Genomic DNA, 14,131 nt, shown 5'->3' on the forward strand with positions numbered 1-14,131 from the left:
ATGCCTTGAAGCTGAAACCAAGGAATATGCCGCTTAAATAAGCCTCTAGGAGCCAAGATGCAAAAGCTAGAATTAGGGAGACTAGGCACACCTCAAGTAGAGCTTTATACCAGTTACCCAAGGGGTAACCCCAGCTATATCCTAATATATGCAGTTATAAATCTTAACAGCTACCTTTTTCCTGCTAAGCATTATCTATGATTATTCTCTAAATGCTCATGGCGTCCAGTTCCAACGCTCTAGGGTTCCCGTTCAAGATCAAGGTTGTTCTGCTTCTTTCATGCGGCCTCCTCATTCTCAATGGTTCATGAATAGCTTCCAGCTGGCTTGATCCTAAAGCGGTTAGGAGCAGCACCTCCCAACCATTCAGACTAAACAAGGAAATAGACAGAAACTATGATCACAATACCTTCTCCAAAAACCTAGAAGAAAGCCTCCTCATATTCCAAGAAAAACACATATAACAAAAAACTCCCAAACCCATGCACATACCTGCCCCGACGGAGCGAAGCTGTAATTCAGTAAATTGATTACCTATGTTGTTGACTTTTACATCTTTGCCTTCAGTCTTTTTTATTGCTTCCCATAATTGGGCTCTAGTGAAAGATTTAAAGGTTTTTGTCCACCTCTCAGAAAATAAATTTCAAGTTTGAGAGTCGGGTGTTGGGTCCTAAGTGTATCCTCACATTTTAGATTTCCTTAAAAATTCATGCGGATATAAAACCTCTGGCTTCTATCTTTCCCTCACTCCTCACGTAGCTGTGGTCTACTAAGAGCTTCTTGGGAACCGTCTTCGTTGAGTCTAAGCCGAATTCCTTTGCTGTCGAGTACGGTATCCTTAGCACGTTACCTGGCTCTCCTTCAACCTCTACCTCTATGTCTAGCGTGCCTCTTGTCTCGTATTCCGTCTTGGATAGGGCTAGCAGGTGTTCGAAAAAAGTTCCTTCTAAGTGGAAAAGTGAGTAAAGCGAGACTGCTAGAATCCTGGAGTAAGGGCTGCTGTAGGCATCAACAAGGTTGGCTATTGACAGTTTATCCTTTGTGTACCTCTCATCTACCTCCTTCAGCTTCGGCGATAGATCTCTATCCCACTCGACCCAGCTCCCCAGCTCTCCGAGCAGTTTTCTAAGCTCTCCGAGGTATTTCAACTCCTCCATTATCATCCACGTACTGTCTAGAGTGTTCACTATCGTCACCTCGGAGTTATTCTTCGCATATCTTCTGTTCACCCTCCCCATGGTCTGTTCCAGGCTTCTATATGGCGTTAGCTCGAGGACCCCTGCATCGAAGTCTAGGTCTACACCAGCCTCTATAACTGAAGTCGACACCAGTATCACTTTCTTGTCTTTAATTACGTCATTTCTAACCGTTCTGTATACCTTCTCTCTATCATATATAGGCATCCTACCATGGAGCACTCCAACACTATAATCTTGAATTGTGTGTTTTAACAGCTCAGTGTACACTGAGTAGGCTGTCTCCGGTTTGACTACCCTCACTAGGATCTTGCGGAATCCTTTACTTACGTACTTATCGACGTGCGCGGCTAAAAAGCTGATAAGCTCTTCCTCAGCTATGGACTCTCTGAGGTCCAGCTCGACGCGTGCCTTCGGAGGCTTCTTCTCCGGCTCGGGAGCATCAACCTTGATTAAGCTAATACCGTTCCTCTTAGCCACTAGCTGCAGGTGCTCCTCAACGCTCTTGGGTAGGGTTGCGGTGGCGATGACGACTGGAGCGTACATAGAGAGGGATGCAGTTAGGTGCACTAGGGTTACCATCGGGTTGAAGGCTTCGTTCGTATAGGAGTGCGCTTCATCGAAGAAGACCACAGGTCTACTGCTCCTAACTACAGAGGTGTATAGGCTCGCCTTCCTGGGGGTCCCTATAGAGAGGATCCTATAGACCATTTCATCGATTGTTGTTATCAGCACGTCTGCTCCGAAGGGCTTCTTAGTATTTCTCTCCCTGCATTCATTCTTGGCGCATTCGTAGATGTAGTGCCTACCGCCGAAGTCCACCCCAAGGGTATATCCCACGTCGAGGATTTTCGATAGCTTCGCGAGATATTTTTCGAATCTCACCACCATGTCCTCGATCAGCGCTCTGTAGGGCTCTACAATGATGACCTGCTTGCTGAGGAATAAGCCAGGAAGGACCGAGGCCTCAGTCTTACCGCTACCCGTCCCAGCTCTGAGGATCAGAACACCCCCTGTTTTCTCTAGCCCGAACAGTTTTTCCGCTGCCTCTACCTGCCAGTCACGTGGTTCAAACCCGGTCAAAAGCTTGAAGAACTCTTTATATTCATCTTTGTTGGACTTAAGCAAACTTACTTCACCTCCCCCCAATTTTATCCATGATTACTCTACGCTTATGAATGACTTTAGTGTGGACAACCCTTAGTGTGCTGGACTCATCCTTGAAATCCGCTCTTCCGCTCTCGCCTAGAATGCGAAGAGTGCCTTTGTAGACCGGGTACTCGAGCTCGAACGATGTACCGTTCTCGAGTACCTCCCTGCGGAGGACATCGCTTAGACCGTGTAGTGTTATCCGTAGCTCAACCCTATCACCAGCAAAGGTAATAGCCGTCGCGAGTGGTATGTGGGGCTCAATGGTCTCCAGCGACTCCATGTCGTAGATATCCACATCACCGGTGTTTTTTAGCAGAGCTTGCTCTACGAACCCGGCAATCATATCTCCGATGTGTAGAATGAGCAGACCCCGAAGCACTTTATTCTTCAGCTCGCTCAGCTTCACGTATGCCCCTCGCGATCCTAGGTAGGACTTCACTAAAGCCATGGTATATACGAAGCTGTCAACGTCTCTGATGTTGATGAAGTGGTGTAGCCTTCCGATAGCCGTTGCAACCGCTACATCTACTACGCTGGGACGTCTGTCGTTGCTAACCTCCACGTCCTCGAAGTCAGAGAATGAGAGCATGTACGGGTGACCTCTGAATCCAACTGTTAGTTCTTCTTTAGATCCTTCAGCCCTCATTGTAGCCGGTTTGTACTTGTCATGCCTTAGGGCTACGCTTTTAACCAGCTCGGATTCTGCGAAGAGAACCTCTACTATTTTGGCTACGGCTTTCTGGTGACTGCCTAACTCGACGGCAACAGCTTCATAGCTCTCGTCTGCTATCTTGCTCCTAACCACGGCTCTAGCAATCGATCTCAAGTTTATCCGCCTCTCCCAGCGAGCTCCATGTACTCAAGCCAAGACTTGTCGACAGCGTATAGAAAGCCGTCCCTTCCTTTGAATAGAAGCTTATCGTCTGGGTCTACGTCTTCAGGCTTTTCTATATGTAGAACCTTTTTTTCAACGGAACCATCCCGCTTCCTCCCAATTAATGCTTCCCTGGAGATGAGGCTCGAGACCATCGCCCCAGCCGGTTTGCGTGGTCTTCTAATAAACGGTATAACGAATAGCTCTCTGCTCCATTCAGTTGTTGGTACAAGCACGTCATCAAGCTTCACGGCTACTAGAGTCTTAAGCCTCGATTTATCCACAAACCACCCATCGAAAAGCTTCTCCATTGCTGACTCGAACCTGGCGTCGTCAACAAGGACAAATCCATAGATGTGCGATATAGGGAAATCGAACCTGACTTTGACCACATCGTAGGTCATGAAGTTCCTGCTCTCATTATCGGATAGAGGTATTTTAGTACCGTCAGCTGCTGCGAAGAACCAGGTCTTTATCCCAACGAAGAACGGTGCTTGGAGGTTCTCCGGTCTATTATCTATGTATTTTAATGTGTTCCAGTACTTCTCTATATATCCCCACTGGGAAAGGTTACCCGACAGGGTTGTTTCGTCGTAGGCTCCGAGGGATGCAGCTCTGAAGTGGTACTCAAGGTACGGCGGTCTAGCTCCTTCTTCACCTTCTTCACCTCTTTCGGCGAGGAACCATTCAGCATGCATATCCCTAAGCCTTAGAAGCAGTCCTTTCCCAATTCTGCAGGGTATGTAGTCTCCGTATATGTTCTTAGGGTCAACCGCGAACAGCACAGCTCTCAGGAGAAGGCCAGAGAACGTTGAGGGTGGTATGTGTGTGTGAGTGACAGTCCAATGCTCACGGATTGAGGATACCGGAAGAAAAGATTGAGATAGAAAAAGAACCTTTAGCTTATAGAGCTTCAAAACCCCCTACCTCTATCCTTGCCCCTCTTCCTGCTCCTCTTCCGCCATCTTCTCTCTCATCTTCTTGACTCTCGGTATCTCTAGCTCCTCTATCTTCATCAAGTAGTCTTCAATGAACTTCTCTGCCAGATCCCTCAGGAAGTTGTATGCTGTGTTGCCAATGAGTCTGTAGTACCTGTTGTTTACGGCTTTGTCGAATACTTGGCCTGGGTCGCTGTAGTCGTGTAGAATCTTGTCATGGACGCTGAGAGCCTTCCTTCTTATCTCATCTAAAGCCTCTTGAATGGATGGAATCGCTGGCGAGATCACCACTGGCTCTGGAAGCAGCGATGTACCTACATCAACTACGACGGTTTTCTCCTTAGCATTGTCTCCCAACCAGTAGGATTCCAGAATGCTCATCCCCTTAGGGGTTCCCGCTCCGGCTAATCTAAGCCCCTCCAGGAATGCGTAAGCTACCGCATGTGGCTCCATGTTATCAACGCCGAGCAGCATGTAGCTACGGTAAACCGGTATGAGTATGTGCGGTTCAACATACTCCTTGCTCCATATCATCTGAGCTGTCTCCTCCGATTCCTCGCTTTCCTGCTTCGTTACCTGATCGTACAGTCTGTACTCGACTCTATTCCTCAGCTTGGAGAGCACTTGTCTCGGCTGTATAGCTACTCCCCCTCCGTAACCTACTCTGCCCCGCAGGTACATTGTAGGTTCAGTCCATGTGGCTCCCCACACGTAGGTTAACACATCCCTTGGATCCGGTTGCCCATTTTTGTAGGTCTTTGTAACATCTATGCTCAGGTTGAAGTACTTGTAGTAAGGTTTGAGCTCCCCGCTGTTCGTCTTCACAATAGAGTAGGCTATAGCCCTCCTCTCTACACCTCTTTGCTTGGTTGGACTGTAGTAAGGCTTCTCTACGTCAATGTACCTCCTATTTTCTCCCTCACCGCCCTCTACCCGTAGTAAGACCTTCTCTAATACATTCAGGTTCCTCTCGCTGTGGCTGCCGAAGTACAGCTCCTGTGGAGCCTCCAGCACGGCGTATATGGCCATGTTGACTAGCTTACTGCTGGCGAATATGCTATCGTCAACATGGCTAACAAACAGATTTATCTTCTTTTCACTGCTTTTTTTTGCCTGTCTGCTTTCTTTCTTCTCGTTAGCTCTGGGCAACGGTCTCACCTTCCGACTGCTTTTCTTCGCCCTCTTCCTTGAAGGCGATATCCGATGACAATATCATTAGTAGCTCAGATGCCTTAGCAAAGATCCTTTTTCCGCGGTCTTCAAGGATCCTTATTTCAGCAGGTATGATGCCGCTTAAGTAGACATATATAATGCCTTCCTCCTCTTTGTAATTAAAGCCGTACTCGTCGAGTACTCCCTTAACCACTGACCTGTCGATGAATTTAGACAATGCGACGGCGGAAAAAGAGCTTGGGAGCCTCTGGAGAGCATAGACCAACGCAGTCGACAGCCCACCTGTACTGAGGGTATCAGCGAACTTTCTGAGCGTATATCTATCTGCCCCGGCCTGATTTAGTTGATAAACCAAACCTTCAGCTATCAACGCTATAGTGTACGCTACCCTTAGCTCCGTCTCCTTATAGAGTTGTGGGGTTATATACTTGGATATTTCTTTAGATACGTAGCTCATACCATTCCCCCCTTTTTTGATTGCTTCAAGATGTAGACTAAGTAAGAAATGAAGCTAGAGAAGTCCGAGCGCAAGTAGTTGATGAGTATCCGTTGCACGTTCTTGTTTTTCAGAGCCCGGGGGAATGCGTATACAAGGAGAGCGAGCCTCTCGATTGCTACTTCGTCTAAGCTCTCCACATAGACTTTCGCTCTCTCTTCTCCGAAGGCGCTGTTCATAACCATCGAAGCAGTCCACTCAGTAGGTCTTTCCTCCATGTGTTTTCCCAAACCGATTGCGAGATCCACAGTTGTGCCTCTGGAAATCATGTCTCCAACCATGATCACGCTCAGCAAACCGTTGAGCGTATACGTCAGTGTCTTCTCACCGCCCTCGAGGATGTAGTACATCGACACGAGAACACATCTAGGACATATCCTCGCTTCATTTGATAGATCTGTCCTGCCTTCCTGCGGAAGCCTGTACCTACCGACTCCGAGTCTGCCAGTAGCCGAAAAGCTCAATCCTTCTATCTTCGATCCGCAGTAGCAACATTTCATAGCTCTACTTACAAACTTCAAATCCTCCCCGAAGTTCGGGGGGCTCTCAAGCTGTTCCTGGAGTTCAATTATCTTGAGATGCCTCACGCCTCCATCCTTCTCTACAACGACTAAGTCGTCGTCTCCCAACCCCTTGCTCCTAAGCGCCTGGACCCTTTCAAGTATATCCTTCTTCTTGAGTAAGAAGGATTCAACGCTTCCCCTCTGTATAGCCCACTTGCTCGAGGTGTTCTTCTCCTTATTTTTTGATGAGGCTTCAACGCTCTTCTTTTCTTTCTTTGGTTGGAGAGCTTCAACGATCTTAACGTACGGCTCCACATACTTCAGAGGTAGAATCAAAGAGGCAAGCCCTGTCTGTTTTCCACGTGGTTTCCATCTCAGGTAGAACACTGATAGCAGGTCGTCGAGCTTAGCCCTGCGAATTCTATCGGTAAGCCTTGGCAAGAAGTACTGCTGAAGGAACTCCCTGAAAAGGCTTTGCACATCGTCCTCAACGCTTTTACCCTCTTGGTGAGTTTCCTCCGGAACCTCTACATCTATAGTCCCCGAGGAAGGGTCGTAGTTCCTGACAATAAAGCCTCTCCGGAGGTACGCATACTGGGAGAACTTATAGACTAGGTAATTGTACGCATTTGCAACAATGTCGTTATAGAGGTGGATTTTTACCAGCGGTACCTTAACCGAATGCGTATTGCTGCTCTCCCTGTACACAGGGACACCATAGAGTACAGCACCCAGGCTCAAGCCAAGACACCATTTTTCCTGTTTTCTTCTCCTTTAATCTAACACTACTAGAAATTATTAGAAGAGGAAATATATAATTTTTACTATTGGTGGTAACATTGGAAATGAATAATGAAATTAGTAATAATTATAGCAGAATTCGACGAATAACTTCCAATAGAAGAATATTGAAGTCGGTGTAGATATTGGACGTTGTTATGCTTGTCTACTCGAGACAGGTAAGGGGTTCGAGGTCAGGAAGGTTAAGAATGCTGTGAAGGTGCTCAAGGAAATCGTTCGGAGTATAGGTGCCAGGATCGTCGATGAAGAGGTTTCTGAGACCAGATTTTATGATGAAGCGATAGTTGTGCTGAGGTCTCTCTAAGAGCAGAAAAAAGATGAGGTGGTAGCTGTGCTTGCGGAGGGTATGAGAATGGTGCTCATAGAAATCCTCTTCGCTCTACTTACGCTTTATAGGATCAGCAGATTCCAGCGGGTAAGTAGCAAGGTGCTCCTGATGCGTGAGGACATTGCTTGAGCTTAACGCGTTGAAATCGAACAGCCCCATCTCTGTGATACTGAGTAGAACAATCGACCTGAGATGCACTAGGTTGACCATTCCAAATGAACTGATCACCTGCGAGGGAATGGGTTCGCAGACTCGCGTATTCCTTAGATAAATTCGCGTCGAAGCACTTCGTTTCTTCGTTGTCGAGGGATTTGAAAGAGAGGTCAGTGTATTTCTGGTGTTCTCTAATAGAGAGCCTGTTGACTACTTTGTAGGAGTTCTTCAAAAACAGGGCATTCGAGTAGGAGAGACAACATTGTCGTCTAGTGAGGCGAGAAAAATTCGTGGAAAGACGTAAGCAAACTATACTTGAGCCCTATATAAGACTCGCGTTAAGGAACTACCTCCGAAGCAATGGATACGCCCTAAATGTGTTGGTAGAAGAATGCTGTGGAGCAAAGGCACTGATGAGCGACATCTCTACATAGTTGACGTAGATGTAGACGTATAGGAGCTAGCAGGCTACATTAGCGCTAACACTAGAACATACTCAAGCGAATCACTCTGCGATGGAATAGCTATTGGAAGTCTAGCTAATTACATATATAGAATTTGGTAACAGTAGATCAGTATAGACATTTACTGCATGAAAAAAACAAAAGTGTAATGCTTGATGAATTTATATTCAAAGAACTACGTTTATTAACTGTAGAGAATCTCTGTGTATTGTAATATAAAGGTAAAGGAAATGTTGCATTTATATCAAAAAGTTCTTACATAAAGTAATACTTTGTTAGTAGTAAATATATCGGAATTATATACTTCTAGTAATATTTTTTTTAAAATAATAATAATTTTAAAACTTTTGTACAACGATTACCTTATATACCTTATTTTATATTCATTGTATTTAGGGGGATTTATGTATATTAGTGAGCATAAATACCTATATGTTCAACCCGATATCAAGGTCTATGGTGGTCCTTCAAGGTATATTCAAGGTCCAGGAGTTTTGAAGTATTTCGGTGATATGGTCAAAAACTATGGGGTTAGCAAAGTTCTTGTATTTGCTGATAAAATTGTTATGGATGTTATTGAGAGGCACGGGCTTTTTAATTCTCTTAATGATGCGGGTGTTGAGTATGTTAAGGAGTTGTTTGGTGTAACACCTTGCGGTCCTGAGACATGTGATGAGGAGATAAGTAGGCTTACCGCTATTGCTAAAGAAAGTGGGTGTAATGGAGTTGTTGGAGTTGGGGGCGGTAAAGCAATAGATACTGCTAAGGACGTTGCTTATAAACTAAGCTCAAAGCTATTCATAGTGCCTACCATAGCTTCTACAGATGCCCCTTGCAGCTCTGTAAGCGTTATCTACACATGCGATCATAAGTTTAAGGAATATAGGTTTTACCCTAGAGCAGCGGATGCTGTTGTTGTTGATACAAAGGTCATAGCTGAAACACCGCCAAGGTTCCTAGCTTGCGGGATAGGCGATGCGTTAGGAAAGTATACTGAGGTACCTTCGGTGCTCAGAGTAGGTAAACCCAATCTCCTTATTAAACCTTTGCATGGAAAAGCCCCAATGCTAGCTGTAGCTGTTCAAAAGCTTATGGTTGAAACTATTTTTAACTACAGCGAAGAAGCCATAGAAAGCGTAGAAAAGAAGGTAGTTACGCCAGCTTTAGAAGCAGTTGTAGAAGCAACAACGTTGTTAAGCCAAATAGCTTTTGAATGTGGAGGCTTAGCAGCTGCACACTCTATATATAACGGTTTTACAGTTTTAGAAGAGAAAATCCGTGCATATCACGGAGAACTAGTATTCTTTGGGATGCTTACGGAAATGCTTTTAGATGGATACACGCACAGCGAAATAATAGAGATGATGAAGTTCGGGCATAGGATAGGGTTACCGATAAATCTTAGCGAAATAGGGCTCGAAGATGTAACCGAAGAAGAGCTTTTGCATGTAGCTCAAAAAGCATTAGCACCTGGAGAAACAATACATAATAAGTACTACAGCATACAACCCGAGGTTCTCGCTAAAGCATTTAGAGTTGTAGACGCTATAGGAAGAGAAGTAGCGAAAACGGTGCCTAGAAGAACTTTTAAACGCTAAAGTAGTTCTAATAAAAGAATGTTTCAAAAAATAAGAGTAAAATTTAGATAAACATACTATAGTTTTTTATTACGATAAATATAAAATTATTAAACCCTTTTAATCGAAATTCTGTTTTACCTTCTTAACCTCGAATTGAGTAATCACAACCATAGCTAGTACATTAATAGGTTATTGTTTTAATAATTTTAACCGCGTTCTTGATCTTTTCAAGATTAATTTATTATCAGTTCTCTAAATAACAATGGAAATAGCTATAGTTAACCTACAGGAACTAATAGACTCAACTGTGTTAGTCCCCTACGGAGAAAGCGGCTTCATCTGGAAGAAGGTGAGCGAGAACATTTGAGACTAACGGAGGCGTATTAAACCTCTACGAATACTATTGCTCTAAGAATGGGATAGATATAGACCCGGGGGAGCACCCTGTGGTAAAAATTAGATTAAGTGCTCCCGAACGAGATAAAAGCTCTACTATCCTCCTTCTCGAGTTAGGCTCTATTACTTGAAAGAAAACCAGAAAAGCACATGAGGTATGAGAAGATCAGCGAGGTACCACAAAAGATTTCTTCTAACTTCAAACCATTTGATATAGCTTTCGAGCGAGTATTCTTCGAGCGGGGAAACTACGTCGAATATAGTGAATAATGTACGACTCATTTACGGTAATAACTTTAAGACCATTTATCTCCATTATCAGCAGTACAACAACGCGGTGCTATGCCACTCCGTGGTGGGTAAACTACAGAGGAGAGAAGGGATCGTCGGGAAGCAACCTCCTGGATACGCATGAAGCTTAGCCCTACGAGTAGGGCTTTTTGGTTAAAATACATATAGCTTACCCCGAGGTCGACTCGAATGCGAAGCCGGCGTCAGCTAGATGCGTCTTTCAAGAAGTAAAGCGGAGCCGAGACGTCGGGAGCAGTCTCTCGCTCTCGCAATCCTACTTCCAAGTGAACCTATCTAGCGTTACGCGTTTTTGCCCAGATGCTTCATTCCTCTGCTTCGTTGTTTTCCTAAGTAACTCAACCCTTGTTGTTTCCTCTAATAGCTTCTGGTTTAGCTTCACGAGCTCCTGCAAATCTTCCCTCCATCATGGTTTTAGAGAGGGCTTTAGAGGCATCAGCTATTTCCCTCGGTAATCCAAATATTCTTGTAACTTGCATATCTATATCTTTGATCGCAGTATCCCCGAGCTTCTCGATGTTCTCATGGCTTTGGGCACCGATAAGACCCTCATGCTAGGAACTTTAACTCTCAATGTGGGCGGAATCAAGCTTAAAAGCCCAAATATGATCTAAGTGTAAGTAGGAAATGTAGAGGGCTTGTGCCTCTTGGAAAGCATCTACTGGCGGAACTATACTGAGAGAGCATAATTCTTTAGGTCCTTGGTTCTATCTTACCGCCATAAAACCTTCTTAAGAGCTAGAACCCCACTCCATTATCGAAAATTACTTTTCTACTTCCTTCTTCGAAAACAATACAGTTCCCGCCTATCTCGTTTAGGCCTCCATAAACCTTTATCTAACTCTATCGATTTCGAACTCTTTCTGTAGGGGCATAGGCTCATACTCCTACAAGCCGATACTTTTTGACCTCTACTGTTCTCCACTTAGCCTTGTTTACCGGATCTCTTATCGCTAGTAGCCTTGGACTACCAGTTGAGAAGCAGTAGACTACATAGAGCCAATAGTTATTGCCAATCCTCTTTCCGTACTCATACTCTGTCTCTGTCAGCTCAACAGCAACATCTATAGGCGAGCGGCCCTTAACTTCGATAAACCTTATCTCGCCAGTCCTAGGGTCCACGCTTCTAATGTCATAGTGCTCCTTCTTACTTACATCCTCAGGGACCCTTTGATTCCTTCGCTCAAACTCCATTGCGTACTCCATAGCCTTCTTCTCAACTTCCTCCACGACATCCGGAGGTGCAGCTTGACCAACTTCTCCAGCAGATACTATTACTCCCAACAGTCTCTGCGAAGCTGAAACGTACTGCGTAACAGAATCTCTTCCTCCTGGTAACCAACCTGAATGTATATGACCGAAGAGTCTCTCAATTTCTTTGATGTACCCAACATATTCGTTCACGATTCTATCATAGTAGACATACAGAAGGGCTGTTCTCGCCATATCTATGTATTCATCTTTACTCCAGAAAACATCGCCAACACCGACAACGTTATCCATAAGTTTGAGGAAGAGCTTGAACAAAGATAGGCCCCTAAGGATTTCCGTGCTTCCATCCTCTTTGACGGCTAAGCCCGCGGTTTCTGAGAAAGTTGGTTTCTTATCTAAATGTACCGTCACTTCATAGAGATGGAGTTCCTTTAAGTTTCGGAAGTCCTCATGGTCGGGCATGTTGGCCACCAACACTATTGGAGCTCTTTCCTCAACATCTCTTAGTAGAGACTCAGTAGCTTTCCAAAAGTCTAGCAAGTCCTTAAGCCCAGTCATGTGGGCTCCCTTGACGAATATCCCTGTACTCCTTTCCTCAACTTCATAGCCGGAAAACCTGGCTACTAGCTTAAGCAGGTGAGTAAGCAATCTCTTAGCTTCATCTCCATAGAGACCTCCGAGCCCCTCACTAAGAAATTTCTCCACCTTTACCTCCTCTATACCTTTCAAGCCTAGACGTTCCACTTGCTCTCTTAATCTCATCAGTGCTGTCACTATCTCCTTCACGTAACTCCTTAACCTATCCTTTCCACCAGCTATGAACTCGATCCAAGCTTTAAACTCACTATACTGTGGCCTTCCCTTTTCAGTAGTTAAGGGTATTTGAAGGAGGTCACATACTGCCTTATCCCTCGGTAACATGTCCATCTCTAGCTCTTCGCCTATCAGGACTTTCCTCTCAATTCCCGAGACCATCCATGAAAGAAGCTTTGCATATAGTATCTCTAAAGCGGCCACGTCGCTTTCAACGGACAATAGTAAGCTGTAACTAGTTACGTTCTTCTTCTGGCCTAACCTCCAGACGCGGCCTAACCTCTGAACTATCTTGACTGGACTCCACGTTGGCTCGTAGTGAACGACTACGTTAGCTACTTGAAGATTTAAGCCCTCAGAAGCAACATCAGTTGATACTAAGAGGAGGACGTCACCGTTCTTCAACCACTTCTTAACGTCTTCTATATCGTACTTCTTTGAATGTAGACCAAGCTTAGCGGGAGGCTTTATCTCCTCTGAGGTTATCATGGCGATCTTGTCGGCGAAGGACTCATGCAACCTCTTCTTCAGCTCATTGAATACATACTCGGCGGTGTCCTTGAACTCTGTGAAGATTACTACTTTCTCGCCATTTTTCAGGTGGTTGTTAACGACGTTTACTAAGGAAGCTAGTCTGAAGTCACTTCCGCCAAGGATTTTTCCAGCTAAATTGTGGAGCCTCTTAAGCTTCTTGATGTCCTCGTCCTCAAGTAAGATGCTGCTTCTCTCCGTGAATCTTTTTAGCAGTTCATCAGCATCAATTCTCTCTTCTCTTTCATCCTCGTACAAACCGCCTTCCTCAAATGAGTAGCCTAAGAGCACATCAGCTACGAGACTCGCCTCATCGTCCAGGTCCACCTCTACTGCATGAAGGTCCCTAGACTCTAGGGCATTAATTCGCTCAGCCCTACGCTGAATTATCCTGTCAAGTATTATTATCGCGGCTCTCGGGCTCGATGAAGCTCTCTTAGCAATAAGGGCCAATAGCAATGGCAGGGCCTTAGGTTCTTCACCAACCCTGTCGTAGTACTGGAGGAGCTTTGCTCGTAGGAACTCTATTAGCTCTCTATGAAAACTTTCTTCTTCCTCTGACGCCTTTACGACTCTAGCCTTAAACTTACAGTCCGTAAATATCCTAGCTCCTTCGTAAACTTCGTTCACGTCCAGCTTCGTTCTCCTGAAAATTATTGAGCCCATGCATAACCTATAGAACTTCTCATCATCCAGCTCTTGCGAATCTACCTTGATAAAAGGGTCTACTAGCTTTAGGCGCTCAACGTAGTCCTCAGCCTTCCCCCTATGAGGAGTTGCAGTTAACATTATAACGTGCACGTTAGGTTTGCTGATTAGTTGACTTACGACCATAAACCTTTGAGATTCAATGTTCCCCCTCTTACCAATTCTGTGCGCTTCATCATGTCTCCACGTCCTTATTATCTCCAGTACGTACCCATCGTACTAATCCTTCACAGCCACACTTAGAATTATCTCCGTATTATCATACAGCAATATTAGTTAATCGTTTCATGGTGTATGCGTAGGGTCTGAAAAAACGATTTATGAACTATCACTACGCACGGGAGTGGCGCCGGGGGCGGGATTTGAACCCGCGCGGGGTTTCCCCCACCGGCTTAGCAGGCCGGCGCCCTACCAGGCTAGGCGACCCCGGCTCATCCACAAATGATCAGTTGGGAAATTTATAAATGTTTTAGATTTTCTTTAAAAATCATCCGTGAATGAGCC

General features: G+C 45.0%; 9 protein-coding genes and 1 tRNA gene. 1 reads left to right on the forward strand and 9 read right to left on the reverse strand.

Annotation, left to right across the window (positions count from 1 at the left end; translation table 11 throughout):
- Positions 1–707 precede the first annotated feature (707 nt).
- The 6 genes from cas3 to QXV08_RS08515 form a co-directional block, all read right to left on the reverse strand.
- Positions 708–2,324 (reverse strand): CRISPR-associated helicase Cas3', encoded by a 1,617-nt coding sequence (gene cas3, locus QXV08_RS08490; protein ID WP_342821515.1) that lies wholly within the window; start codon positions 2,322–2,324, stop codon positions 708–710.
- Positions 2,325–2,331: 7 nt separating this feature from the next.
- A complete protein-coding gene (locus tag QXV08_RS08495; protein WP_342821516.1) occupies positions 2,332–3,174 on the reverse strand; it encodes a hypothetical protein in 843 nt (280 codons plus the stop codon).
- 2 nt (positions 3,175–3,176) lie between these two features.
- Complete coding sequence (locus tag QXV08_RS08500; protein WP_342821517.1) at positions 3,177–4,007, reverse strand: hypothetical protein; 831 nt, start codon at positions 4,005–4,007, stop codon at positions 3,177–3,179.
- A 144-nt stretch (positions 4,008–4,151) separates the two neighbouring features.
- Positions 4,152–5,309: a hypothetical protein gene (locus QXV08_RS08505; RefSeq protein ID WP_342821518.1), complete on the reverse strand. Its 1,158-nt coding sequence runs from the start codon at positions 5,307–5,309 to the stop codon at positions 4,152–4,154.
- Complete coding sequence (locus tag QXV08_RS08510) at positions 5,296–5,790, reverse strand: hypothetical protein (protein WP_342821519.1); 495 nt, start codon at positions 5,788–5,790, stop codon at positions 5,296–5,298. Before QXV08_RS08510 ends, QXV08_RS08505 begins: the two co-directional genes overlap by 14 nt.
- Positions 5,787–7,073 (reverse strand): hypothetical protein, encoded by a 1,287-nt coding sequence (locus QXV08_RS08515; protein WP_342821520.1) that lies wholly within the window; start codon positions 7,071–7,073, stop codon positions 5,787–5,789. The genes QXV08_RS08510 and QXV08_RS08515 overlap by 4 nt, the downstream gene beginning before the upstream one ends.
- 1,277 nt (positions 7,074–8,350) lie before the next feature.
- On the opposite strand from QXV08_RS08515, the gene QXV08_RS08520 reads away from it, so the two are divergent.
- Entirely contained in the window at positions 8,351–9,676 is a 1,326-nt protein-coding gene (locus QXV08_RS08520) for a glycerol dehydrogenase (RefSeq protein WP_342785460.1), read from the forward strand.
- Positions 9,677–10,619: 943 nt separating this feature from the next.
- Here QXV08_RS08520 and QXV08_RS08525 read toward each other — a convergent pair.
- From QXV08_RS08525 to QXV08_RS08535, 3 genes are all read right to left on the reverse strand, one after another.
- Positions 10,620–10,757 carry a hypothetical protein gene (locus tag QXV08_RS08525; protein WP_342785458.1) on the reverse strand — a complete coding sequence of 46 codons (138 nt, stop codon included), beginning with the start codon at positions 10,755–10,757 and terminating at the stop codon, positions 10,620–10,622.
- A 485-nt stretch (positions 10,758–11,242) separates the two neighbouring features.
- The gene (locus QXV08_RS08530) at positions 11,243–13,720 is read right to left on the reverse strand and encodes a protein NO VEIN domain-containing protein (RefSeq protein WP_342821521.1); all 2,478 of its coding nucleotides are present in this window, start codon (positions 13,718–13,720) and stop codon (positions 11,243–11,245) included.
- A gap of 251 nt (positions 13,721–13,971) precedes the next feature.
- Positions 13,972–14,058, reverse strand: a tRNA-Ser gene (locus QXV08_RS08535).
- Positions 14,059–14,131: the final 73 nt, after the last annotated feature.

This window comes from Desulfurococcus sp. (assembly GCF_038881575.1).
Taxonomy (GTDB): Archaea; Thermoproteota; Thermoprotei_A; order Sulfolobales; family Desulfurococcaceae; genus Desulfurococcus.

Excerpts from the sequence above, each read along its gene's own strand:
- QXV08_RS08510 (WP_342821519.1), bottom strand. The coding sequence starts at position 5,790 with ATGAGCTACGTATCTAAAGAAATATCCAAGTATATAACCCCACAACTC.